This is a genomic window from Actinoplanes sp. NPDC049802 (genome assembly GCF_040656595.1).
GTDB lineage: Bacteria > Actinomycetota > Actinomycetes > Mycobacteriales > Micromonosporaceae > Actinoplanes.
In genome coordinates, this window is the sequence record NZ_JBFAMR010000102.1 from 1 (window position 1) to 22,290 (window position 22,290).

The 22,290-nt window shown below is 67.4% G+C and carries 25 protein-coding genes; 14 read left to right on the forward strand and 11 right to left on the reverse strand.

Annotated features, from left to right (window positions below):
- Positions 1 to 156: 156 nt before the first annotated feature.
- The gene (locus tag AB0I88_RS37500; RefSeq protein ID WP_361036272.1) at positions 157 to 408 is read right to left on the reverse strand and encodes a hypothetical protein; all 252 of its coding nucleotides are present in this window, start codon (positions 406 to 408) and stop codon (positions 157 to 159) included.
- A 127-nt stretch (positions 409 to 535) separates the two neighbouring features.
- Here AB0I88_RS37500 and AB0I88_RS37505 point away from each other — a divergent pair, with 127 nt between their 5' ends.
- Genes AB0I88_RS37505 through AB0I88_RS37520 form a run of 4 tightly spaced genes read left to right on the forward strand, consistent with a single transcriptional unit; the run spans position 536 to position 5,612 of the window.
- Entirely contained in the window at positions 536 to 1,414 is an 879-nt protein-coding gene (locus tag AB0I88_RS37505) for a site-specific DNA-methyltransferase (protein WP_361036275.1), read from the forward strand.
- 16 nt (positions 1,415 to 1,430) lie between these two features.
- Positions 1,431 to 3,188 carry an AAA family ATPase gene (locus tag AB0I88_RS37510; protein ID WP_361036278.1) on the forward strand — a complete coding sequence of 586 codons (1,758 nt, stop codon included), beginning with the start codon at positions 1,431 to 1,433 and terminating at the stop codon, positions 3,186 to 3,188.
- A gap of 41 nt (positions 3,189 to 3,229) precedes the next feature.
- The gene (locus tag AB0I88_RS37515) at positions 3,230 to 4,180 is read left to right on the forward strand and encodes a hypothetical protein (protein WP_361036281.1); all 951 of its coding nucleotides are present in this window, start codon (positions 3,230 to 3,232) and stop codon (positions 4,178 to 4,180) included.
- A complete protein-coding gene (locus AB0I88_RS37520) occupies positions 4,173 to 5,612 on the forward strand; it encodes a hypothetical protein (protein ID WP_361036284.1) in 1,440 nt (479 codons plus the stop codon). The genes AB0I88_RS37515 and AB0I88_RS37520 overlap by 8 nt, the downstream gene beginning before the upstream one ends.
- Here the strand turns inward: AB0I88_RS37520 and AB0I88_RS37525 are convergent.
- The 6 genes from AB0I88_RS37525 to AB0I88_RS37550 are packed head-to-tail and all read right to left on the reverse strand — an operon-like array spanning position 5,609 to position 11,170.
- Positions 5,609 to 7,147: a fused response regulator/phosphatase gene (locus AB0I88_RS37525; RefSeq protein WP_361036287.1), complete on the reverse strand. Its 1,539-nt coding sequence runs from the start codon at positions 7,145 to 7,147 to the stop codon at positions 5,609 to 5,611. The two genes, AB0I88_RS37520 and AB0I88_RS37525, sit on opposite strands and share 4 nt — an antisense overlap.
- Positions 7,144 to 8,487, reverse strand: coding sequence for a sensor histidine kinase (locus AB0I88_RS37530; RefSeq protein ID WP_361036290.1), 1,344 nt, complete (start codon positions 8,485 to 8,487; stop codon positions 7,144 to 7,146). Before AB0I88_RS37530 ends, AB0I88_RS37525 begins: the two co-directional genes overlap by 4 nt.
- The gene (locus tag AB0I88_RS37535; protein WP_361036339.1) at positions 8,484 to 9,515 is read right to left on the reverse strand and encodes a SpoIIE family protein phosphatase; all 1,032 of its coding nucleotides are present in this window, start codon (positions 9,513 to 9,515) and stop codon (positions 8,484 to 8,486) included. The genes AB0I88_RS37530 and AB0I88_RS37535 overlap by 4 nt, the downstream gene beginning before the upstream one ends.
- Positions 9,512 to 9,916, reverse strand: coding sequence for an anti-sigma regulatory factor (locus AB0I88_RS37540; RefSeq protein ID WP_361036293.1), 405 nt, complete (start codon positions 9,914 to 9,916; stop codon positions 9,512 to 9,514). Before AB0I88_RS37540 ends, AB0I88_RS37535 begins: the two co-directional genes overlap by 4 nt.
- A complete protein-coding gene (locus tag AB0I88_RS37545; protein WP_361036296.1) occupies positions 9,913 to 10,329 on the reverse strand; it encodes an STAS domain-containing protein in 417 nt (138 codons plus the stop codon). Before AB0I88_RS37545 ends, AB0I88_RS37540 begins: the two co-directional genes overlap by 4 nt.
- A gap of 1 nt (position 10,330) precedes the next feature.
- Positions 10,331 to 11,170: an STAS domain-containing protein gene (locus tag AB0I88_RS37550; protein ID WP_361036299.1), complete on the reverse strand. Its 840-nt coding sequence runs from the start codon at positions 11,168 to 11,170 to the stop codon at positions 10,331 to 10,333.
- Positions 11,171 to 11,334: 164 nt separating this feature from the next.
- Between AB0I88_RS37550 and AB0I88_RS37555 the strand changes: the two genes are divergently transcribed.
- From AB0I88_RS37555 to AB0I88_RS37565, 3 genes are all read left to right on the forward strand, one after another.
- Complete coding sequence (locus tag AB0I88_RS37555) at positions 11,335 to 11,688, forward strand: STAS domain-containing protein (protein ID WP_014687361.1); 354 nt, start codon at positions 11,335 to 11,337, stop codon at positions 11,686 to 11,688.
- A gap of 89 nt (positions 11,689 to 11,777) precedes the next feature.
- A complete protein-coding gene (gene mscL, locus AB0I88_RS37560) occupies positions 11,778 to 12,227 on the forward strand; it encodes a large conductance mechanosensitive channel protein MscL (RefSeq protein ID WP_361036342.1) in 450 nt (149 codons plus the stop codon).
- A 61-nt stretch (positions 12,228 to 12,288) separates the two neighbouring features.
- The gene (locus tag AB0I88_RS37565) at positions 12,289 to 12,522 is read left to right on the forward strand and encodes a hypothetical protein (protein ID WP_361036302.1); all 234 of its coding nucleotides are present in this window, start codon (positions 12,289 to 12,291) and stop codon (positions 12,520 to 12,522) included.
- On the opposite strand, the gene AB0I88_RS37570 is transcribed toward AB0I88_RS37565, so the two are convergent.
- Both AB0I88_RS37570 and AB0I88_RS37575 read right to left on the reverse strand, forming a co-directional pair.
- Positions 12,523 to 13,287, reverse strand: coding sequence for a zf-HC2 domain-containing protein (locus AB0I88_RS37570; protein WP_361036305.1), 765 nt, complete (start codon positions 13,285 to 13,287; stop codon positions 12,523 to 12,525).
- A 43-nt stretch (positions 13,288 to 13,330) separates the two neighbouring features.
- Positions 13,331 to 13,927 (reverse strand): CGNR zinc finger domain-containing protein, encoded by a 597-nt coding sequence (locus AB0I88_RS37575; protein WP_361036308.1) that lies wholly within the window; start codon positions 13,925 to 13,927, stop codon positions 13,331 to 13,333.
- Positions 13,928 to 14,037: 110 nt separating this feature from the next.
- Here AB0I88_RS37575 and AB0I88_RS37580 point away from each other — a divergent pair, with 110 nt between their 5' ends.
- The gene (locus AB0I88_RS37580) at positions 14,038 to 14,820 is read left to right on the forward strand and encodes a L,D-transpeptidase family protein (RefSeq protein ID WP_361036311.1); all 783 of its coding nucleotides are present in this window, start codon (positions 14,038 to 14,040) and stop codon (positions 14,818 to 14,820) included.
- On the opposite strand, the gene AB0I88_RS37585 is transcribed toward AB0I88_RS37580, so the two are convergent.
- Positions 14,814 to 15,254 (reverse strand): hypothetical protein, encoded by a 441-nt coding sequence (locus tag AB0I88_RS37585; RefSeq protein WP_361036314.1) that lies wholly within the window; start codon positions 15,252 to 15,254, stop codon positions 14,814 to 14,816. The genes AB0I88_RS37580 and AB0I88_RS37585 overlap by 7 nt on opposite strands.
- A gap of 206 nt (positions 15,255 to 15,460) precedes the next feature.
- Here AB0I88_RS37585 and AB0I88_RS37590 point away from each other — a divergent pair, with 206 nt between their 5' ends.
- The 6 genes from AB0I88_RS37590 (at position 15,461) to AB0I88_RS37615 (ending at position 21,208) form a co-directional block, all read left to right on the forward strand.
- Complete coding sequence (locus tag AB0I88_RS37590) at positions 15,461 to 16,204, forward strand: AraC family transcriptional regulator (RefSeq protein WP_361036321.1); 744 nt, start codon at positions 15,461 to 15,463, stop codon at positions 16,202 to 16,204.
- 24 nt (positions 16,205 to 16,228) lie between these two features.
- The gene (locus tag AB0I88_RS37595; protein ID WP_361036324.1) at positions 16,229 to 16,855 is read left to right on the forward strand and encodes a LysE family transporter; all 627 of its coding nucleotides are present in this window, start codon (positions 16,229 to 16,231) and stop codon (positions 16,853 to 16,855) included.
- A gap of 139 nt (positions 16,856 to 16,994) precedes the next feature.
- Complete coding sequence (locus AB0I88_RS37600; protein WP_361036327.1) at positions 16,995 to 18,191, forward strand: FIST N-terminal domain-containing protein; 1,197 nt, start codon at positions 16,995 to 16,997, stop codon at positions 18,189 to 18,191.
- 10 nt (positions 18,192 to 18,201) lie between these two features.
- Entirely contained in the window at positions 18,202 to 20,493 is a 2,292-nt protein-coding gene (locus AB0I88_RS37605; RefSeq protein ID WP_361036330.1) for an EAL domain-containing protein, read from the forward strand.
- 135 nt (positions 20,494 to 20,628) lie between these two features.
- Positions 20,629 to 20,805, forward strand: coding sequence for a type II toxin-antitoxin system YoeB family toxin (locus tag AB0I88_RS37610; RefSeq protein WP_361036345.1), 177 nt, complete (start codon positions 20,629 to 20,631; stop codon positions 20,803 to 20,805).
- A gap of 220 nt (positions 20,806 to 21,025) precedes the next feature.
- Positions 21,026 to 21,208 carry an integrase gene (locus AB0I88_RS37615; RefSeq protein ID WP_361036333.1) on the forward strand — a complete coding sequence of 61 codons (183 nt, stop codon included), beginning with the start codon at positions 21,026 to 21,028 and terminating at the stop codon, positions 21,206 to 21,208.
- 67 nt (positions 21,209 to 21,275) lie between these two features.
- On the opposite strand, the gene AB0I88_RS37620 is transcribed toward AB0I88_RS37615, so the two are convergent.
- Positions 21,276 to 21,614 carry an Ig-like domain-containing protein gene (locus AB0I88_RS37620; RefSeq protein ID WP_361036336.1) on the reverse strand — a complete coding sequence of 113 codons (339 nt, stop codon included), beginning with the start codon at positions 21,612 to 21,614 and terminating at the stop codon, positions 21,276 to 21,278.
- Positions 21,615 to 22,290: the final 676 nt, after the last annotated feature.

Below are 22,290 nucleotides of genomic sequence, written 5' to 3' on the forward strand. Positions count from 1 at the left end.
GTGCGGGCCCATCCTGACGTCACAATCATGATCGTCCCGCACGGCCATCTTCATGATCGACGCGGGTCACTCAGCTATCGCGCACCAAGTCGTAACCTATCGATGCCTCCAGCGACACGGCAACGACCAGGAGCGAATAAGCCATCAGGGTCAGTACTAGGTGGCAGCCGTTGCGCCAGCCGAAGCGGCGTCGAGGCGTCCAGTGTGAACGGCCCAGGCTTGAACCTCTCTGATGTCCCAGATCTCGCCTGAGCGAAGCTTCCGAACGGGCGTCGGAAAGTCGGAATGGCGTACCTTCCACTGGTTGATCGTGTTCGGTCTGATACCCAGGTGCTCCGCGATCTCAGCCGGGCCGGCCAAGTGAACAGCCATCGATCGCAGGGCGCCGCCTTCGCCGGTCTCGTCCACCCCACAGAGGTTACGGCGAGTGCACAGCAACACCTAGAGTACCGACACGCCGGACGGCGATTTTGTTCTCCGTCGGAGACCTCTTACAGTAGGGATCATGTCATACCCCCCCGCGAGGCTTGAGAGCGTGACGGACAACGTAGATGATGCCATCGACCCTCTGTTCGCTAGCGGCAAGCGGGAGGACGGAAGGTCATGGACTGTGCTGAACGGCGACAGCAAGGAGGTTGCCACGACGCTCGCACCAAATTCGATCAATACAGTCATCACCAGCCCGCCTTATTACTGGCAGCGGGACTACGAGGTGAACGGACAGTTCGGCCTAGAGCCGACAATCGAAGGTTTTGTCGACAATCTTCGCGAGACGTTCGCAGCGATCAAGCCCGCCCTTACCGATGACGGCAACGTGTTCCTTAACCTCGGCGATACCTACTACAGCGCCAAGGGTCGCCCTCACGGGAAGGACGATAAGCATCGGAGTCGGCGTCTACCTGGCCTACGGGCGGTTGATGGCCCTGGCCTTGGGCTCCCTCGCAAGTCGCTCATTGGCATTCCCTGGCGAGTTGCGCTGGCGATGCAGGCGGACGGCTGGACCTTGCGCAGCTCGATCATCTGGGTTCGGAACACAGCGATCCCTGAACCCACGAGTAAGGACCGACCCTGGCGCAAATACGAGCACATCTTTCTATTTTCCAAGTCGCCCCGATACTTCTTCGATCGTGAAGGGCTCGACGGCGAGGAGGACGTCTGGCTGATCGAACCCGACCGGCGTTCGCTCGCCAGGGGGACCCACTACGCGCCGTACCCCCGGAAGTTGGTAGAGCGCTGCATCTCCGCTGGCTGCCCAGAGGGTGGCACGGTCCTCGACCCGTTCCTCGGTGGTGGAACCACGATGTACGTCGCCGACGAGATGGGTCGGTCGTCGGTCGGGATCGAACTGAACCCAGAGTTCTGTAGCTTAGTCGCGGACAACATGGAGATGCTTGCCCCACCTGAGAACGAGTAGTCGCTACCCTCTTGAGGTGCCCTTCGCCCCAGCCCGTCTCGTACTTGCCGCCGCCGACGCGATCGACGGCACCCATGCACTCGCGGCAGTGACGCTGCCTGCGCTTCTGCGCGAGGGTGTACGCCAAGGTGTTGACGTCACAGTCGACCAGGTCGCATTCGGGCTAGCGAACGAGCGCGAACTCCTCAACGACTACTTTCGGCTTCCACGACCGCCCGAGTCGGATCGTCCGTACAGGGCGATCTGGTCGACCTCCACGGTCGGATGGCAGACCGAGAAGTTTCCCGGAGGTGGCCTCCAGCGCCAGCGCACAGGCGTGGCCGCGAAGGGCGAGGTGCTCATTCAACGCAAGCCGGCTCAGACGGGCCTCGACCACGACGTGTGGGGCCTGACGCCAACCGCAGGCGCTGACCTGCGTAAGCGTAGCGAGGCAGTCCGGGTTGTCGACCTCGCCCTGTGGATGGGACGCGAGATCGACACAGCGGCGATCGGCCCCTCTGCTCTTGCTGTGTTGCCACCAACTGCTGACGACTTGGACACGTTGGTTGCGTGGTTCATTGCCGAGTTTCAGCCTGATCGCGGTGACCTGATCGGAACCATTCTTGACGCGACCGTTCCCGCCGAGTACCGGATGGTGCCCTTCAGCCCGGATCCGATTGACGACGGGACTGCGATCGAGTTGGGAAGCCTTCCTCCGGTTAACGCTGTCGCTGGGACGCTTGCTCAGCGGGTAGCCGATCTTGAGCGAAGGATCATCGCTAACGGATATGAATTGCCCCCCGGGCTTGTCCGTCGAGTGCTTTCGGCTTGGCTTCGTGGCGATATGGTCGTTCTGGTCGGTCAGCCTGGGACCGGAAAGAGCCTTTTCGCGAGGCTCTTGGCGAACGCAATGGAGGCAGAGTTCGGTCTTGACAGTCACCTGGTGATCCCTATCAGGAACGACTTCGATGAGGCAGAATTCATTGGATACGAGAGGTTGGATGGTGAGGCCCATCTTCAGAACTTCGCTCGGGAAATCCTCCAGACTGAGAACCCGCTCGATGCCAGGGTCGTTATCCTCGAAGAGTTCAACCTTGCCGCGGCCGAGACGTACATGTCTGCGGTGCTGGTGGCGTCGCAAGAACAGGACCGCAATGTCCGACTCCCGAATGGCGACATTGCCCAGATGCCCGTCGACACGTTCATTATCGCGACATGCAATTCGTTCAGAGATGAGCCTGAGACCCGTACTCGAGTCAGCTCACCGACCAAGCGGCGATCTACAACGATCACTATGCCCAACGTCCTCGGTGACCGCTATGAAGACGACGAGGAAAACGCCGTCCTGGGCCTCGTTGAGCGACTCATAGACAATGCGCGTACCATGGTCGATGGTCGCGCAACGACTGATCGCGCAGTACAATTCGATCCGCTGCGGGCGGCTGCACTCAACTCGATCCGTACTCTAGACGACATCTCGGCTGCCGCTCGGACCGCCCTTGTGGAAATCTGTCACTCTATCCTTGCCACCGGCCCCGGACGATCGTGGTTCACCCTTGGACTACTTCGCGATGTTGTCCTCGCTGTCGCGATCGCCGAGCGCGACCAAGCCTCTGAACTTGAGGCGCTCGGGCAGGCAGTTGCCGACAAGCTGGTCCACCAGGTGCGTGGGGGACACAACGACGTTACCGGTCTGCTGGCGGCGATAGCTGAACTGCCGAACGCCGAAGAGATCGGCCGGCTTGTAGAGCAAGCCATGGCCGGGCCTGCTGACGAACTGCTGCCGCTCCTCTGAAGGTGGAGCGGCCGGACAATAGTTGGCGTGGAGCAGTTGTTATGCCACACACTGCAAGTAGGGAGAATCTCGGCCCGCAGCGATCGGCGGATGCGCCGTTCGCTCGTAGGGTGCGGTTCCATCAGTCTTGGTATCGAGTCGTGGTTCTGGGCAGAGATGCTTTCGGTAACTCTCCAGGCCGCGCATCCAGGCCGCTCGGCAGCGCGCTTGCACCAGTCGATGCCGAAGCGGGGCTGAACTTCACAAGCTCCAGCGCCCGGTACCTCTACGCATCGAGGCGACTAGGCGGGTGGGGCGTCGATCCGACGAGATGCACGTCCTTGATGACGTCCAGTCAAGCCATGATGTTCAACCTCTTTGGTCCATTGGCAGCCGATCGGGGCTGGCTCCTGCGGACCTTAATGATCCTGCTCAGCCGAACCAACCTCGTTGAGGTCGTCGCGATTGAGCCAGAGTTCGCTCCAACTCACCGCAGCGAACACCTGGGCGACCAGACACGGATTGACATGCTGCTAGTGGTACGTTCCGGCGCTGGGGATGAGGTCCTTGCGATCGAGTTGAAGTACATGGACCGCTTCAGCAGTCGGCAAGTCAATACTTCCCGTGAGCCCTACCGGCGCATCGCGCGAGATGTCAACTTATGGTCTGATCCGACATTTGTTCTGGGATCACACACGTTCAACCAGCTCGTGCGGGTCCACGCCCTCGCCGTTTCAGTCGGCCTAGGCCGGGGCTCGCATGTCCCGGTCACGCTTATGACGATCGGCCACCGAGCCGACGCAAAGACCTGGAGCACGCTCGACGCCTACCGGACGCAGCTAACAGCCTCCGAACGCATGGTGATGGCTACCCTAGACGAACTACTGAATGCGATGTCAGCGGCAACGATCGACTCGTTGCAGTTGCGAGAAACCGACGACCTGCGAAGGCGCTACGTGAACGAACACGAAAGCGGTGAGGCGTGGTCAAGGTTCGGAGGTAGCAGTGGCTGAGGTATCCGTTCGGCTCGTCGGCAAAGGGGTCGACGAACGCCTGGGGGTGAACCCGAAGATCGTTCGCGCCCAGGAGCTGGTTCTCTCCGTGACAGGTCACGACTCACGATCGATTGTCATCGATGGCATTAGCCGCCGTCTTTCATCCGGATCGACCGGTCTGATTCCAATGGATTTGAAACGGTCGACGGGATACCACCGCATTCAGATCGGCCAGAGCGTGTTCTGGTTCGCTACCGAAGACTCCAAGCTCCAGCTCGCTGGAGTCTCGGCGATGCTTCGTGAGTTGGGTGAACTTGGCACCGGGTGGACGGGTCAGGTGATGTTCTCGGATGGCAGCGGATTCCGTAACCCGCACGTCATTTATGGTTGGCTTGATCAGTGGGCGGACAGCGCGCTAGACGCTATAGAGAGCGTGCTCGCTGCGCCCCGATCCGATACCGAGACAACCAACGTGCTCAGCCGCAGGGGTGGATCGTCTGTGCGAGCCGTGCCGACGTTGCGCTACCTGCGGTCAGATCCAAGGCATCACCTCACCGCTCGAAATGGTGGGCTCATCAGTATCGGCGACGAGGAATACGACCCGACTCGCGTCGTTGTTCGGAAGCGTCGGTTGACAGTTCATACGGTCCCGAACCGAAGGGCAGTAGGACTTCTTGACCAACTCGCAGGTGCAGTCGACGAAGCGATGGGGGCAAGCGCGCGTGACGGGCAGGCGGTCGCGCGCTGTCGACTGTGGCGTCTACGCATCAACACATTGCAGGCGCGACCGCTGGCTCGGACACTACGTGACGGACCGCGTGTCCTTGCCGCGGAACGACAAGCCGTCGAACTGAACGATCGTCGCTACCAGGGTGTCTACGAAACGGCCAAGGACTTCCGCCGGCGATTCGGCTGGAGTGCGACCGGTGATGCGCAGCGGCGATACAGCTACGTTCAGAGTGCCGACCGGATCTATCAGGCATATGCCGCGTCGCGTCTCGCTGCCGAACTAGACCTACAGCAGGTCAGCCCAGTCCTCGGAGCCACTCCGCTTGCCTTCTCGGGCGCCGAATTCGACATCTACTACGACGCTCTCTGCCCGCCGAGCGTCCTACGGTCCTGGCGGCGGACGAGTATCCATCCCGACACGTCGCGCCCTGACGTACTCTTGGTAGAACGCGCGAGCGGACGTATCGCTATCCTAGACGCGAAGTACCGGCTGGGCCCCGATGGATTCGCAAGCGAGGACAGCCGGAAAGACGTCTCGGCGTACATGGCGCTGTACGGGTTATCGACCGTGTCGATCCTATATCCGGGAACCGACACCACCGGTCGAACGATCACCGGCAACTCGCGGGCTATCCTTGAGGTTCCCGTCATACCTGGCTCTGAAGCATTGCGCATGGAGCTGCCTGCCATTTTAGCCTCGCTGGAGCTCCCTCCCTTCTAGGAGTTGTCGCGTCGGCGGACCGCTACGACGGCGATGTCGTCCGCCTGCTCCCTGGCTCCGGTGAGCTGGGTGAGCAGGCGGCGGCAGAAGACGTCGAGGTCCGGCTCGACCTCGGCGGCGGAGACGGCCAGCGCCCGCAGGCCCTCGTCGATGTCGGCGTCGCGGCGTTCGATCAGGCCGTCGGTGTAGAGCACCAGTGTGCCGCCCGGCGGCAGGGTCAGCTCCAGCTCGGCCCGGCGGGGCGCGCGGATGCCGAGCAGCGGCCCGCGCGGCTGGAGGAACTCGACCCGGCCGTCGACGTGCAGCAGCGGCGGCAGGTGCCCGGCGCCGGCCATCCGGATCCGGCCGGTCTCCGGTTCCAGGGTGAGCAGGCAGAGGGTGGCCGAGTCGGCCGGCAGCACGGTACGCATGAAACGGTTGACCAGTTCCAGCACGGCGCTCGGTGAGTGCCCCTCGACGGCGTACGCCCGGACCGCGTGCCGGATCTCGGCCATCACCGTGGCGGCGTGCAGCGAGTGCCCGGCCACGTCACCGATCGCCACCAGGAGCCGGTCGTTCAGCACGGTGAGCTCGTAGAAGTCGCCGCCCACCTCGGTCTGCGCGCCGGCCGGTTCGTAGAGCACGCCCAGGTCCAGTCCGGGCACCTCGGGCAGGCGCGCCTGCAGGAGGCTGCGCTGGAGGGTGACCGCGATCCGGTGCTCCTCGTCGAAGGAACGCTGCGCCTCGACGGCCGCCGCGACCGCCTGGGAGAGCTGGCGGAGCACCGGCGAGCCGGGGGTCTGCGAGCTGCCGGGCGCGGCGACGTAGACGGGGGGACGGTCGACACGCAGGCGGGCGGCTGCCACCGTGACCGTCTCGCCGGGCGGCCACTCGATCACGTTCCAGTCGGCCGGGTCGTCGGTGCGCAGCAGGGATCCGACGGCGACGCGGTGCCCGGGGACGGCCCATCGGCGTACCGATGCGGGGTTGCCGACCGCGGCCAGGCTCTCGCCCTCGGAGGTTTCCGCCACCACCACGACCGGGCCGCCGAAGATGTCGCTGGCGCCCTCGGCGGCGGCGGCCAGCAGCGCGGGCAGCACGGACGCCGAGTTGATCGCCAGGGTGGTCTCGGCGAGGCGGAGCGACCGCTCGGCGAGCAGTTCGGCGCGCTGCCGGGCCCGGTAGTAGCGGAGCACCGCCTGGGCGGTGGCGATCAGCTCGCCCGGTTCGATCGGTTCGACCAGGTACGCGTCCGCGCCCCGGTTCAGGCCCTGGGTCCGGTCGTTGACGTCGACGGCGTGCGCGGACACGTGGATCACCGGCAGTACGCCGTACCGTGGATCGGCCTTGATCTTCTCGCAGACGTCGAAGCCGTTCATGTCCGGCAGTTTCACGTCGAGGACGACCAGATCGACCTCGACCTCGAGCAGCCGGCTCAGCGCCTCTCCGCCGGTCTCCGCCTCGAGCACCGTGAACCCGGCCCGGGTGAGCCAGCTGACCAGCAGGTATCGCTTGGTCGCGCTGTCGTCGACGACGAGGACGGTGGCGGCGATCATGACTCGTACGGAAGCCGAAGGGTGAACACGCTGCCCGTCCCGGGGGTGGAGTCGACCCGCAGGCCGCCACCGAGAATACCGGCCAGCCGCCGGGCGTAGGGCAGGCCGAGACCGGTGCCTTTGCCGCTCACCGGTTTGCTGCCGGGCACCTGGTAGAACTCTTCGAAGACGCGTTCCTGCAGCTCGGCCGGGATGCCGGTGCCGGTGTCGGCGACGATGAACTCGATGTCCGAGCCGACCCGGACGACGCTGAGCCGCACCGATCCCGACTCGGTGAACTTGAGCGCGTTGGTGAGCAGGTTGCGCAGCACCTGGGCGAGCAGCACCTCGTCGGAGCGCAGCGTGGGCACGGGCGGCTCGTCGACCACGAAGTCCACCTCGGGCCGGTTGGCGAGCGGCCGGAGCGTGCCGCGCAGCTGGCCGAAGATCGCCTTGAGATCCACCCGCGACCAGTTCGGCTCGATCCGGCCGGCCTCCGCCTTGGCCAGGTCGAGCAGCCCGTTGACCAGGGTGAGCAGGTCGGTGGCCGAGGTGCGGATCAGGTCCACCTGGCGGTGCTGCTCGTCGGTGAGCTCGTCCGAGCCGGAGTCGGTGAGCAGCCGGCCCAGCCCGATGATCGCGGTGACCGGGGCTCGCAGCTCGTGGCTCACGTTGGCCAGGAAGCGGCTCTTCGCCTCGCTGGCGGCCCGCAGCTGCGCCGACTTCTCGTCCAGTTCGGCGTAGAGGGCGACGACGCCGCGGTTGGTCTCCTCCAGCTCCTGGGAGAGCTGGTTGTAGAGGGCCATCACACCGCGGTTGGTCTCCTCCAGCTCGGCGTTGAGCCGGGCCAGGTCGTCACGTTGCGCGCGCACCTCGTCGAGGGCGGCGATGAGCTGCTGGTTCTGTACGGCCAGCTCGTCCAGGGGAGTGCCGGGCACGTGCTGGGCCAGCCCGGCGCGTATCTCGTCCATCCGTTCGGGGGTCAGCAGTGATGCGCCCAGCGGCAACCGCCGCGACATTCGGACGACCGTCCCGCTCTCGCCATCGTCGACCTCCATCGTGTCGACCAGCCGGCCGACGTGCTGCAACTGTTCAGCGACCCGGACCGCCCCACCGGGCTCCGAATGCGCCATCGTCACTTGCAGCGTAGGTACCCCGATCGCCGAAACGGTGAACGCCACATCGGCGTTCAGTCCCGCGGCGAGCAGTACCCGGCCCACCTCGCTGAGCGCGGTGGCCACCCGGGTCTGGTCCTGGGACTCCAGGCCGACGGTCCGGGCCACCTCCCGGCCGAGCTGCCGCACCACGAAGATGTCCTGCTCGACCCGCAGGCGCATGCGCATCAGCGGTTCGGCGGTCATGGGAATCGGGCCACCAGCACGCCGGCGTCGTCCCGGCGGGTCCCGGCGTCACGCAGCACGGTGGCGGCGATCACCTCGGGGGTGTGGGTGAGCAGTCCCGGGTAGTCGGCCGCGGTCCAGCGGTCGACCACCCCGTCGGTGTGCATCAGGACGACCCCGCCGGGGCCGAGCGGGTAGTCGTACTCGCGCACCTGGCGGCGCTGGTGGCCGGCGATGCCGGGCATCGAGACCATGCCGCGCCGGCTGCCGTCCGCGGCCAGCACGGTGCCGGAGATGTTGCCGAGGCCCGCGTAGCGGATGACGCCGGCCGACGGGTCCGGTTCGGCGACCGCGAGCGCGGCCCCGCGGGTGTGCCCGAGAGCGCGGTGCAGAATTTCCACCACCTGGGCGGGCGGGACGGCCGGCGCCTTCCGGAACGCCCGGATCGCCTCGTGCGAGGCGGCCGCGGCCAGGCCGCCGTGGCCGAGACCGTCGCTGAGCAGCATCTGCCGGCGGCCGTCGATCTCGCGGATCGCGTACCCGTCGCCGCTGGTCGTCTCACCGGGCAGCGGCCGGGTCAGCCCCGCCGCCCAGAGCTGTTCGGGCAGCCCGGCCGGCCACACCTGCACGGCCAGCACGGTCCCCTTGCCCGGCACCGAATGCAGGTCCCACCGGCTGGCCTGGCGCAGGATCGCACCCAACCCGATCCCCAGAGTCCCGGCCGTGGAATGCCCGTCACCGAGGGCACGATGCACGTCACTCATCCCGGGACCGCTGTCGACGGCGATCAGCTCGACGCCGGCCTGATCGTCGTTGCGCACCGCCCGGACCAGGACGACGCCCCGGTCGGCGTGCTTCACCAGGTTGCCGGCCGCCTCAGCGGCGACGATGGCGAGATCCGCGACACGGTTCCGCGGCATGTCCAGGTCGGCGGCGAGACGCTCCGCCGCCCTGCGTACGGCCGAGGCTGTGCCGGACTCCTCCACCCGGAACCAGACCCCCTCGTCCAGGAGTCCTTCGGGTAGAGACGCCACCGTGCCTCCGCTCATCGGCACCACTTGACGATAGTGATGGCCGTTCCTTTGCCGGGCTCGGTCTCGATCTCGAACTCGTCGACCAGCCGCCGGGCCCCGCTCAGGCCGAGGCCGAGGCCGCCGCCGGTGGTGTACCCATCGGTGAGCGCCAGATCCAGATCGGCGATGCCGGGTCCCTGGTCGGCGAAGACGATCCTGATCCCGGCCCGCCGGTCGTTGTGCACCCGGCTCACCTCGACCTCGCCACCACCACCGTAGACCAGGGTGTTGCGGGCCAGCTCACTCGCGGCCGTGACCAGCTTGGTCTGGTCCACCAGAGACAGCTTCACCGCCACCGCGACGGTACGCACCAGCTGCCGGACCCGGACCACGTCCTGGTCGGTCACGACCGGTTGACGCTGGACGTCGTCGTTCACGGTGTGGGTACCACTGCCTGGTCCGTATCGTCCTCCTCGTCGCCGATCAGGTCGACGTCGTCGTCCTCCCGGGCCAGCATGGCGATGCCCAGCTCGACGTTGAGGGCGGTCCGGATGCCGGGCAGCGACAGGCCCAGCTCGACGAGGGTGATCGCCACCGCAGGGCGCATGCCCACCACGACGGTCTCGGCGTCCAGCACCCGGGAGACGGAGGCGATGGTGGCCAGCGTGCGCCCGACGAACGAGTCCACGATGTCGAGCGCGCTGATGTCGATGATCACACCGCGCACGCCGGTCGCCACGATCCGCTCGGCCAGGTCCTCCTGGAGTTGCAGGGCGACCTGGTCCTCCATGTCGATCTGGATGGAGACGAGAAGGATCTCACCGATCTTCAGTACCGGCACGCGCTCCATGTCAGCGCACCGGCCGCTTGCTGGTCTTGTTGAGGACGTAGCGCAGCGCGTCGGCCAGCGACGCCTTGGTGGCGATGTCACCGAACTCGATGCCGAGCGCCACGATGGTCTGCGCGATCTGCGGCCGGATGCCGGAGATGATGCAGTCGGCGCCCATCAGGCGGGCGGCCACCACGGTCTTGAGGATGTGCTGGGCGACCTGGGTGTCGACGGCCGGCACCCCGGTGATGTCGATGATCGCGTACGGCGAGCTGGTGTCCACCAGTGTCTGGAGCAGCCGCTCCATCACCACCTGGGCGCGGGCCGAGTCGAGGGTGCCGACCAGCGGGACGGCCACCACGCCCTCCCACAGCTTCACCACCGGGGTGGACAGCTCCAGCAGCTGCTCGGCCTGGTCGGAGATGAGCGCCTCACGGACCCGTACGTAGCTGTCGAAGGTGAACAGCGCCGCCCGGTCCACGAAGTTGGAGAACGCCACGTAGTCGCGCAGGGTGGCCGCGTCGTCGATGCCGTCGAGCACCTCGAGCATCGCGTCCTTGAGCCCGTAGACACTGATCGCCGTCTCGGTGGAGCTGAAGCCCTGCCGCGCCCGGTTGGTGGACAGCTCGCTGAGCTGGGCACGCAGTTCGCCGGCGGCGTCGTCGGTCACCTCGGTGGCACCGGCCGCGAGCGCCTGATGGAAGGCGCCCCGGAGGTCGCGGGTCTGCCGCAGCACCTCGGAGCTGCTCAGCCGGCCGCGTAGACCGGCACCGATCAGTTCGCTCCAGCGTGCGGCGAGCGGCTCCGCGTTGTTCTCCAGCAGTACGGCGAAGCGATTCGCCTCGTCCGGACTCAGCGGCATCGCTGTCTCCCTACCACACGATCTGAGCGCAACGGCCGGACTTTACCATCAGCATGTCCATTAGTTGCCGTAAGCCAAGTAACGGACCGGGTGCGAAGGGTCGTCCTGTTCTGCGCGCCCGGGGGTACCTGGAGTACCGTTCAGCAATAACTGGAGGTCGGCGAATGTCCTTGACGGTACAAACGGAACAGCGCGGCGACATGGTGGTCGTGTCGGTCGCTGGTGAGCTCGACATGGCGACCGCCCCCCAGCTGCAGGATCAGATCAGTGATCTGCTGGAGAAAGGCCGGACCCGTCTGGTCTTCGACCTCGCCGAGGTGTCCTTCTGCGACTCCACCGGGCTGTCGGTCTTCGTCCGCGCCAAGAACAGCACCGACGACGCCGGCGGGACCGTCCGGCTGGCCGCGCCGCAGCGTGGGGTGCTGCGCATCCTCGAGGTGAGCGGGCTCGTCGAGGTGCTGCACACGTACCCGACGGTGGATGAGGCGGTCACCGCCGAGGAACCAGCGCTCGACTGATCCACCGGTCGGCGTAGTTTGTCGCCGACCGGCGGCGGGCACCCCCGTTGCCGGAGTGAAACCGGCCCTCGGGAGTACCCGTGAAACAGATGTTCCAAGGCTTCAAAGACTTCATCATGCGCGGCAACGTCGTCGACCTCGCGGTCGGCGTCGTGATCGGCACGGCCTTCACCGCGGTCGTCAGCAGCTTCACCAAGTCGTTCCTGGAGCCGCTGATCAAGTGGATCTCCGGTGGCAGCGGCTCCTTGAAGGGGGCGTGGCAGCCCGAGAAGGGTGTGATCTTCGACTACGCCGCGTTCATCAACACGCTCATCACCTTCCTGCTGACCGCCGCGGTCCTCTACTTCCTCGTCGTCATGCCGCTGAACAAGCTGGCCGAGCGCCGCCGCCGCGGTGAGGAGCCCCCGCCGAAGGCACCCAGCGAGGAGGTCAAGCTGCTCACCGAGATCCGTGACGCGCTGCTGCGGGGTCAGGGACATCAGGTCTCCAACAGCGCTCTGGACGAGGTGCTGGGACGCCACGCCGAGCCGCCACGCTGACCACCCGAAAAAGATCCGCCCTCCCGGCACGGTTCGAACAGATGTTCGATACAGTGCCGGGATGGAGCAGCGTAAGCACTGGTGGAACGGTAAGTGGGGCCGGATAGCCCGCAAGGACGTCTACTTACGCACCAACGGTGACCAGTGGTATGTCGAGCAGCGCGCGGGCGGGTCCGAGGGCACCTCGCACTTCTTCGAGTACGACAGCGAGGACGCCGCCATCGACATGGTCCGCGCCCTGCTGGCCGGTCCGGACGAGTGGCGTGAGCTGTCGGTCCGCCCGTCGGCCCGCTGATCAGGCGGCCCGGTGATCGTCCCGGTGGCGTGCGGTGAGCGGTCCCCGCGGCGGCGGCAGCAGGCGCAGTCCCGGCCGCGGCACGTCCTGATCGCCCGCGCTGTCGAAACGCCAGCCGGAGCCGGCTCGCGCCCCGGGCGGCCGACCGGCACCGCCGACACCTCGCGACAACGCCACCACCAGCAGATACCCGGCGATCACAAACCCGTGGCCGATCAGCCGGGCGCTGTCGACCCGCCCGCCGGTGAGGTCGTTGACCGAGAGCAGCAACAGCATCGCGACGAAGGCGGTGAGCATAGGCACCAGACCGGTCGGCCGGGTCCGCCGCAACGCGATGAAGAGGTAACCGGCGCCCACCGCGACATTCCACGCCGCCGACTCGTGCCAGAGGTGGCCGGGCGTCGCGCTCAGGCCGGTGTGCGCGTGTGCCGCGCTCGCGCCGCCGCCGACCTGGGTCAGCCCCAGGATCAGCTGCACCGTGCCGACCGCCGCCAGGGCGATGTGGAGCAGCGCCGCGACCGGCAGCCGGCGGCGCCGGGGCGGCACGGCCCGCTGCGGCAGCGCGGCCAGGATCACGGCGCTGAGATCGGGCACCGCGGGCACCGGGGCGGTCCGGGTCAGCCGGTTGACCGCCGCCGCGCGGTCCAGCCAGTCCCGGCAGCCGGCGCAACCGGCCAGGTGTTCGTCGACCAACGGGCGCAGCGCCGGGTCGTCCTCACCGTCCAGCTGCGCGGAGAGCATCTCGCGCCACCGCTCACATGCCATGACCTGATAGTCGCCCCGAATCGCCGTGAAGTTCCCGCACCGATCAGAGTTGTTCCTGACCGGACAGCCGGCGCCGCTCCCGGAAGGCCCGCAGGTTCGCCGTGTTTCCGCAGGTGCTGACGTCGTGCCAGACACCGCTGTTGTTGCGCGAGGTGTCGAAGAAGGCGGCCCGGCAGGCAGCGTTGTTGCACAGCTTGAGCCGCGGCCACATCCCCGCCTGCTGGGCCAGCAGCGCCTCCGCCCACAGCGCCGACGCCAGCCAGCGGATGCCCCGGCCGGTCGGCACCACCCGCACCCAGCCGGTCCCGTCCGGCACCAGGCTCACCTGGACGTCGGCCGGGGGCAGCGCGCTGTCCGGCGCCGGGCTCGCCCCGGCCAGCACCACGTGCTCGAAGGCGGCGCGCAGGCGGCGCAGCGAGCGCAGATCGGCCGCGGAGAGCAGCAGGGTCGGCGCCGGCAGGCCGGAGATGTGCGACCAGAGGCCGAGCGCGTCGGTCACCCACCACTGGGCGTCCTCGGTGGCGGTCAGCAGGTCCGGAGCGTAGGCCATCGCGGCACGCGTGTTCAGCAACTCCTGGACGAGCGCGAAACCGCCGGGCGCCTCCCGTACGCCGTGCCGGGCGCTGGCCTTCCATGACATAGCCAAAGACTACTCGGCTATTTTTCCGATTCGCCCGTACCGCCACTCGCGCGGGTGGACGATCACTGTTCGCCGGTGAACGTTCGTGAATGTGTCTCTAGACTGGTGCGGTGCGTAGAGCTCTGTCGATGACGCTCGCCGCCGCCGTGGCGCTGACGCTCGCGGCCGGGTGCGACACGGATCCACCGACCGCCGCCCCAGCCACCGCGCCGGCGCCGGTCTCCCCGTCCGCCACGCCGTCGGTCGCGCCCAGCGTGCCCGCTCCGGCCACACCGTCGCCCAGCTCCGCCGTACCCCGGAAGAAGTTGAAGAGAGGCGCCGAAGGCGCTGAGGTGCTCGCGTTGCAGCAGCGCCTCACCGAGCTCGGCTACTGGAACGGCAAGGCCGACGGAAAGTTCGGCGGCACCACCCAGCAGGCGGTCTACGCGCTGCAGAAAGCGGCCGGCATCGGCCGGGACGGCAGCGTCGGCCCGAAGACCTGGAAGGCCCTAGATCGAGGGGTACGCCCGAAGGCCCGCTCCACCAGCGGAAACCTCGTCGAGATCGACCTCGAACGGCAGCTGCTGCTCCTGGTCACCGACGGCCGGATCACCCAGACCTTCAACACGTCGACCGGCTCGATGGAGTACTACGAGCAGGAGGGCCGGACCTACCTGGCCGACACGCCGCGGGGGAAGTTCAAGGTGAGCCGCCAGATCGACGGCTGGCGCCACGCCCCGCTCGGGCTGCTCTGGCGGCCGAAGTACTTCAACGGCGGCATCGCGGTGCACGGCGCCCCGAGCGTGCCTCCCTACCCGGCCTCGCACGGATGCGCCCGCGTCTCGATCGACGCGATGAACTGGATGTGGAAGAACGACGCGATCCCGCTGAAGATCCGGGTCTGGGTCTACTGAACCGTCTCGTAACGGCGCAGCCGCCGCCGCGGCCCGGGGATCACCGGCGCGTAACCGGGTGGCCAGGCGGTCCCGTACATCTCGGCGCACAGCACCACCCCCAGCCAGGGCACCCACGGCCCGCTGACCTCGACCGTGCCGCGCCCACGCGTCTCCAGCGTCAGCGCCCAGTCGTCCGGCCGCGGCCACAGCCGGATCACCGACCGCAGCGGGTACTCGTCGGCGCCCAGAATCAGCCGCCGGCTGGTGACCACCGCGAGCCGCCGGCCGTCGTCGGCCACGTCGACGGGGAACCATCCGTACTGCTTCTCGCCGGGTAGCAGGGCGATGGTGGGCGTCACCGCCGCCGGCCGGCCGCCCCGCTCCACGAGACCGGTCAGCATGCTCGCCGACCGGTGACCGGCCAGGAGCTGCCCAGGGTCGTACTCCGACAAATCACTTCTCCGATCCGGACGGCCACCCTGCGTGGCCCCCGACAAACCCTGGCATGCCGGGCCGCTCACGCACAGCGAATACACCCCCACGGCGGGTCCGAAATTTCCGACGTTCCCGGTTAACCCGACCGGGTCACGCTCGCTTCCGGCGATCTCTCCCGTGACCGGCCGGTCAGCCGCTACGGGTCGTCGCTATCGTCGGGCCGGTGCGGGTCGAGGTGGTCACACCGGTGCCGGGCGGATTCCCCCGGCACAGCCATGACGAGTATGTGATCAGTGCCAACGTCGATGGTTGGGAACGCGTCCGGCTCGACGGCGTCTGTTTCGAAGCCGGTGTCGAGGAGGTGACCGTCTACAACCCTGGGCAGGTCCAGTCCAGCGTCACCGAGACCGCCGGGGCACGACCGTGGTCCTGCGTCAGCGTGTACGTACCGGTTGAGGACATGCTCGCCCTGACCGGCGGACAGCCGGTCGAATTCGTCCAGCCGGTGCTGTCGGCACCCGATCTGCGACAGCGGATACTGGCGGGCGCCGGCGGTGCCCCGGTGGACCTCGACACGATCCTGGTCGACCTGCTGGGACGTGGTGTCGGCGGATCACGGCCGGCCGGGCCGCGGCCTGGCGACCCGCGCATCGCTCAGGTGCTGCGGCGCCTGCGTGACGACCTGTCGGCGGCGGTCGACATGTCCGAGGTCGCGACCGAGGTGGGGCTGTCGCGAGAACACCTGATCAGGTCGTTCACCCGCGCGGTGGGCTGCTCACCGTACGCCTGGCATCTTCAGGCCCGGCTGGCGTACGGGCGCCGGCTGTTACGCGAGGGCGCCCCGATCGCCGACGCCGCCGCCGCGTCCGGGTTCGCTGACCAGGCGCACTTCCACAAATACTTCCGCGCCGCGTACGCGATCACCCCGGGCCGGTTCCGGGCGTCAACATCTGACAAGACCCGCTAGGCCACCGTTGGGCACGCTGGGCCCATGTTGCAGATCATCGTGACGGCCATGGGGATCGGCCTGGTGTTCAACGCGACCCCGGGTGCGGTGTTCACCGAGTCGTTGCGCCGGGGCGTCCGGGGCGGCTTCCGTCCGGCGTTCGCGGTGCAGGTCGGTTCGCTGACCGGTGACGCGGTCTGGGCGATTCTGGGACTCAGCGGAGTGGCGGCCCTGTTCCTGCTGCCCGGAGTGCGGATTCCGGTGACCGTGGCCGGTTGCCTGATCCTCGCGGGGTTGGGTGTGCAGGGGCTGCGTGACGCCCTGATCGGCGAGCCCACGAAGGCGTCCGCCGAAGCCTCCGGTGGACGGTCGTCGGCGATGCTGGCCGGCGCCGGCATGTCGCTGGGCAACCCTTGGAACATCGTCTACTGGGCCGGCGCGGCCGGCGCCGTGGCGGGAACGCTCGGCGAGCAGCCGGACTCGCGCCACCTCGTCGCGTTCTTCCTGGGCTTCATGTTCTCCTCGCTGTCGTGGTGCTTCGTGTGCGCTGGGCTGATCGCGGGCTTACGGCGGGCTCTCACCCACCGGGCCGTCCGCGCCGTCGAAGCGGTGACGGGCGCCGCTTTGCTGGTGTTCGCCGGGCTGATGCTCGTCCGCAGCGTCACGGAGTGAGAGCCGGACGCGGGCGGGCGTGTGTGCGCCACGCCCGACCGCGCGCCGGACTGGGCCCGCACGGTGAAGGCGACATCGAGGAAAGCCGCGCTCGAGGACGCACGCTCAGGTTCGCCCATCGAACGCCGATGTCTACAGCATGGACCACCAGACGGAGCAGCCGGCGCGCTGGATGGGTACTGGATACAGCCAGAACCCTGACCCGGCGGCAGCGGGTTCTGCCGCAACGGCCCAGGCGATCGCCGGCCGGAGCCCAGCCCTACTGATCGTCTACTGCGCCGTTCGCTACGACTTCGAGCGTCTGCTGGACGCTGTCCGAGCTCAGGCCGACGCGAACACCGTCATCGTGGGCTGTACCACGGCCGGTCACCTGACTCCCGGATACGGGGACCCCGCCGAGGAGAGCGTGGTGGTCGCGGCACTGGGCGGGCCAGGCCTCGAGGTGCGTGCCGCGGTGGGACGGAACGCGTCGACCGGGCGGCAGGAGGCCGGAGCGAGCGCCGCGACAGGCGTGGCCGCTCTGACCAAGAGCCATCGCGCGGGTCTGCTGTTGTGCGACGGGCTGCTCGGCGAAGAGAACGAGGTGGTACGCGGCGCATATTCGGTCGCGAGCGCCTTGGCGCCGCTGGTCGGCGGATGCGCCGGTGACGACATGCGGCTCCGCCTGACCCACCAGTTCTTCGGCGACCGGAACGGTGTGGAGGTGCTGACCGACGCGGTGGTCGGCGTAGGCCTGGGCTCCGACGCGGAGTTCGGCATCGGCATCGCACACGGATGGCACAAGCGCGGCGAGCCGATGATCGTGACACGCAGCGAGAAGGGCCGGCTGTACGAGCTCGACAGCGCGCCGGCCCTTGACGTCTTCCTGACGCGTACCGGCATCGATCGCTCGGTACTCGAGAGTCCCGAGGCCTTCCAGGCCGCTGCCTTCGCGAACCCGCTGGGGTTGTCCCGCCGTACCGGTGAGGACATCCGGATCGCGCACAGCTGGGACCCGGACGACGGTTCCCTGCTGTTCCTGGCCGACACGCCACAGGGCGCGCTGGCGTGGGTGATGAGCGCCGAAGAAGACTCGGTCGTCGACGCGGGCGCGATGTCGTGCCGTCAGGCCATCGATGCGCTGGGTGGTGCGGAGCCGGTCGGGGTTCTCGCATTCGACTGCGGGGTCCGCAAGGCGGTACTCGGCCCGGATGGAGTCGAACGGGAGATCGCCGCCATGGGACGGGTGGCCTCCGGAGTTCCCATGGCGGGCTTCTACAGCTACGGCGAGTTCGCACGCACCCGCGGAGCCCGTGGTCTGCACCGGCTGACAGTGGTAACCCTCGCGATGGCGTGAACGGCTCTTCATGACCCTGCACTGGTCGACCCACCAGCTCACCGAATACTTCACGGCGGTCAGCGCCTCGGCTGACGAGGAGGTGGCCATCCGAGTCGCCGTCGAACGCGCGTTGGAGGCCCTCGACGCGGAGGCCGGTGCGGTTCTTCTGGCCGGCGAGGACGGCGTACGGGGTTTGACGGGCCTGCCCGTGACAGTCCCGGCCGAACAGTTGCGCCCGGCCTTCCGCGGTGCGCCGGCATTGGAGTTGCCGCTGCTGGGCGAGGCGAATGGGGCAAACGCCGCCCTCGGCAGCGATATCGACGGCGAACTCGTGGTCGCGCGGATCGACGACGAGTTCAGCACCGAGGAACGCCAGATGCTCCAGGGCATGGCCCAGGTGCTCGGGCTGGCGCTGCGCAACCTCCGGATACTCACGACCGAGAGGACGCTGCGCGAGGAACGGGCCCGAGAGGCCGAGCAGCGGCTGGAACTGCTGGAGATCGTCCACGCCCGGCAGGCCCTGCTGGAAACGCTGCTCTCCATCCAGCGTGCGATCTCCCGGCGTGAACCACTTCAGTCGGTTCTCGACGCCATCACCGAGGGGGCCTCGCAGCTTCTGAGGCGGGCTCCGATCGCGCTGGTGCTGTCGGACCCGGCGGAGCCGACCAGCCTCATCGTGGCCTCGCGGGCGCACTGGCCGGAGTCGGCCGGAACAACGCACGCCGCGCTGGAGCACGCCGCGGAAGCGATCGCCGCAGAGGAGACAGTCCGTCGTTCGGGGCCGTCCGGGGCTCTTCTGACGCTGGCCACCCCCGTCCACGTCAGCGGCGTTGTCGCGGGAAGTCTGGTCGCGGTCGGGCTCGACGAGACGGATTCCGCAGCAGAGAACACCGGCCTGATGTCCGCATTCGGCCAGCAGATCAGCCTGGCACTGACAGATGCCCGAACCGTGGAGGCGGTACGAGAGGCGTACCGCGACCCACTCACCGGCCTACCGAACCGCAAACTCTTCCTCGACCGTCTCGACCTGATCCTGGACGAGGCACGGATCGCGGACATCGCCATCCTGTTCATCGACCTCGACCGGTTCAAGGCCGTCAACGACAGCCTCGGCCACAACGCGGGCGATGAGTTGCTCGCCGCGGTGAGCAGGCGCATCCTCGGCTGCCTGCGGACCAAAGATCTGGCCGCCCGGCTGGGTGGTGACGAGTTCGCCGTGATTCTGGAGAACCTCTCGGTCGAGAACGCCCGAGTGGTCGCCGAACGCATCGCGGTCGAGGTCGCCGAGCCTTTCCACATCGCGGGACGGCAGATTTACATCGGTACCAGCATCGGCATTGCGGCCCGGGTGGGCGGTACGCCCGCCGGCGAACTGCTGGGTAACGCGGACGTGGCCATGTACCGGGCGAAGCGGGCCGGGTCCGGCCAGGTCGTCGTGTTCGAACCGGAAATGCAGGCCGAGCAGTTGAACCGGCTGGAACTGCGAGCCGACCTGCAGAACGCCCTGGCGGCCGGACAGTTCCGGTTGAACGTGCAGCCGCTGGTACGGCTGGGCACCGGAGAACTGGCCGGCGTCGAGACACTACTGCGATGGCACCGTCCGCGCTGCGGGATCGTCCCGCCCGACCAGTTCATCCCGATCACGGAGGAGACCGGCCTGATCAACGAGATCGGCCGGTGGGTCCTACGCGAGGCCGTGTCGCAGGTCGCCGGCTGGCGCCGGCTGTTGCCCGACCTCACGGCCAGCGTGAACATCTCAGCACGTCAGATCACCGATGACCGGTTCGTGACCGACGTCGCGGACGCGCTGGACTTCGCAGGCCTTCATGGGGGCGCGCTCACCCTCGAACTGACCGAGTCCGTGCTGACGACCGATCCGGCGAAGGCGCTGACCAACTTGCGGCTCATCAAGGAACACGGGGTACGCCTCTCGGTCGACGACTTCGGGACCGGGCACTCATCGCTATCCTACCTCCGGGAATTCCCTGTGGACCAGGTGAAGATCGACCGGAGCTTCGTTAGCGGCGTGACCAGGTCCGCCCAGGACAACGCCCTCGTGCGCGCGGTCGTCGACCTCGGACGGGCGCTGCATCTGGAGGTCGTGGCCGAAGGCATCGAGGACGTCGAGCAGCTACAGGCACTGGTACGGATGGGATGCGAGCTCGGTCAGGGGTACCACCTTCACCGGCCCATGGATCCGCATCTCTTCGCGGACATGATCCAGCGAGAATCCGGGCGAACCGGTCCCCCGCCGATTCCGGCCGGCGGAGCACGGTGCATGCGCGGTTCGCACGGACCCGCCGGTGGCCGCCGTTCCTGAACAACCCGGCCCAGGCACCAGCGGGGAGATCCGCGACGCCGGTGGCGATATGACCAACTCTCGCACGGAAACGGCTCGCCCAGTCCCGCCTACCCGGACCTGCGGGTCGCCGCGTTCAGCTTTCCAGCCCGACTGATCCTCGACGTTCAACTGGATCCACACGGAACCGGGCTCGGCAAACCCGGCCTGCTGAGAGGCCCGCTGTCCGGATGGTCGTCCCGCCGCATCAACGACGAGCACAGACTGATCTACCGGGTCCGTGGCAGCGAACTGGAAATCGCCGCCTGCCACGGCCACTACCTCGACAAGTAACAGCGGCTCGCGCCTGTTGCTCTCCGAACGGATCGGACAGCCCGGGAAATCCGCCTGAGCCTGCAGCATCATCCTCGCCGTCAAGGTCGCCGCCTCCACCGTCCGGGAGATCCTCCACGACGCCGGCATCGACCCGGCACCCGAACGCACGAACAGCACCTGGGCGGCATTCCTGCGCTCTCAAGCCCAGGGCCTGATCGCTGCGGACTTCTTCGAGACCGTGACACTGACCGGCGCCCGCCTGTACGCCCTCGCGGTGATCGAGCACGCCACCCGCCGCATCCGGGTACTCGGTGCCACCGCGCATCCGAGCGCCGCCTGGGGGACGCAGGCTGCCCGTCTGCGCATCCGCCGACATGACCGACTCGGCGGCATCCTTCACGAATACGAGAAAGTCGCTTGACTAGTACGGATGACATTGTCGGCACCCGCACCGCGGTGGACCCGGCGCCGATTTCTGCAGTACGGCGTCAGCGGCGCCAGGAGCGTGTCGGCGTCGCGATCGAGTTGCCGGCTCGGTCGTACGCGCGCAGCCGGATCTTCAAGTACTTCCCGTACTTCGCGGTGTTGATCGAGAACGCGTAACCCGACCGGTAGTCAGTGGCGACGCGCTTGCCGTTGACCCAGAGCTCGACCCGGGCGACGCCGTTCTTGTCGCTGGCCTTGGCGCGGATCTTCACGGTGCCCTTGACCTTGGCGCCGTTCTTCGGGGCGGAGGTGATCGCCAGCGCCGGCCGCGTGTTGTCGACGACGACCGTCTGGTACACGTAGCCACCCTGGTCGTGGTTGTCCACGACCCACCACTTCACTCTGACAACGTCAGCTCGCTCCTCACAGTTCCTTCCGGAGACATTCGCCCCGGTTGACCAGACGAACTAACTGTGGATGGCCCGGCCCCTTCGCTCCACCCCGATTACCAGGGCTTCCTCACTACTACGGGCCGGTCCGCCAGCGCGTCTCGCATCGGTACTCACACCTTGCGGGCACATCCCGCTTGGTTACTCCCTCTCGCCCGAATCATCGGGACGGTATCGAGACACGCCTTCCCACGTTCCATGCAGGAGCCGCAGATCAGGCTCATGCCGCCTCCATGCCGGGCACCGTCTGGCCAGTCATCGGGCATCCGCCAGAATCATCCCGCAGCCAATAACCAGGACCACGGTTCTGATGCCACTTTAAAACGTAACGACACGTCAACAGCGGTTCGGTTTCACTCATCTTCCTGATCCCTACCTGACACCTCTTACGGCGCCTTTTCCACATCGCTCACCACGACGGTCTTCAGCCAACGCAGCATGTGGTGGTTTGAAGCCTCCTCCCGAAAGGCGACTCCGAAGGGCCAAACCTTCATCTCCTGCACAGCACCGATTCTTGAAAATCGCTCCTACATTGAGCTGATCTCAGCAACGCGAATGTGTTGATTGGTGCGACACGGGCGAAGGCGGCGAGATCGGGCGATGCTGGAAGAGGACGCGGAGCCCTCGG

What these genes read in the sequence shown, in the direction of transcription:
- AB0I88_RS37515 (WP_361036281.1), top strand. Translation starts at nt 3,230, where the DNA reads ATGCCACACACTGCAAGTAGGGAGAATCTCGGCCCGCAGCGATCGGCG.
- AB0I88_RS37525 (WP_361036287.1), bottom strand. Translation starts at nt 7,147, where the DNA reads ATGATCGCCGCCACCGTCCTCGTCGTCGACGACAGCGCGACCAAGCGA.
- AB0I88_RS37530 (WP_361036290.1), bottom strand. Translation starts at nt 8,487, where the DNA reads ATGACCGCCGAACCGCTGATGCGCATGCGCCTGCGGGTCGAGCAGGAC.
- AB0I88_RS37535 (WP_361036339.1), bottom strand. Translation starts at nt 9,515, where the DNA reads ATGAGCGGAGGCACGGTGGCGTCTCTACCCGAAGGACTCCTGGACGAG.
- AB0I88_RS37545 (WP_361036296.1), bottom strand. Translation starts at nt 10,329, where the DNA reads ATGGAGCGCGTGCCGGTACTGAAGATCGGTGAGATCCTTCTCGTCTCC.
- AB0I88_RS37550 (WP_361036299.1), bottom strand. Translation starts at nt 11,170, where the DNA reads ATGCCGCTGAGTCCGGACGAGGCGAATCGCTTCGCCGTACTGCTGGAG.
- AB0I88_RS37555 (WP_014687361.1), top strand. Translation starts at nt 11,335, where the DNA reads ATGTCCTTGACGGTACAAACGGAACAGCGCGGCGACATGGTGGTCGTG.
- mscL (WP_361036342.1), top strand. Translation starts at nt 11,778, where the DNA reads ATGTTCCAAGGCTTCAAAGACTTCATCATGCGCGGCAACGTCGTCGAC.
- AB0I88_RS37565 (WP_361036302.1), top strand. Translation starts at nt 12,289, where the DNA reads ATGGAGCAGCGTAAGCACTGGTGGAACGGTAAGTGGGGCCGGATAGCC.
- AB0I88_RS37570 (WP_361036305.1), bottom strand. Translation starts at nt 13,287, where the DNA reads ATGGCATGTGAGCGGTGGCGCGAGATGCTCTCCGCGCAGCTGGACGGT.
- AB0I88_RS37575 (WP_361036308.1), bottom strand. Translation starts at nt 13,927, where the DNA reads ATGTCATGGAAGGCCAGCGCCCGGCACGGCGTACGGGAGGCGCCCGGC.
- AB0I88_RS37595 (WP_361036324.1), top strand. Translation starts at nt 16,229, where the DNA reads ATGTTGCAGATCATCGTGACGGCCATGGGGATCGGCCTGGTGTTCAAC.
- AB0I88_RS37600 (WP_361036327.1), top strand. Translation starts at nt 16,995, where the DNA reads ATGGACCACCAGACGGAGCAGCCGGCGCGCTGGATGGGTACTGGATAC.
- AB0I88_RS37605 (WP_361036330.1), top strand. Translation starts at nt 18,202, where the DNA reads ATGACCCTGCACTGGTCGACCCACCAGCTCACCGAATACTTCACGGCG.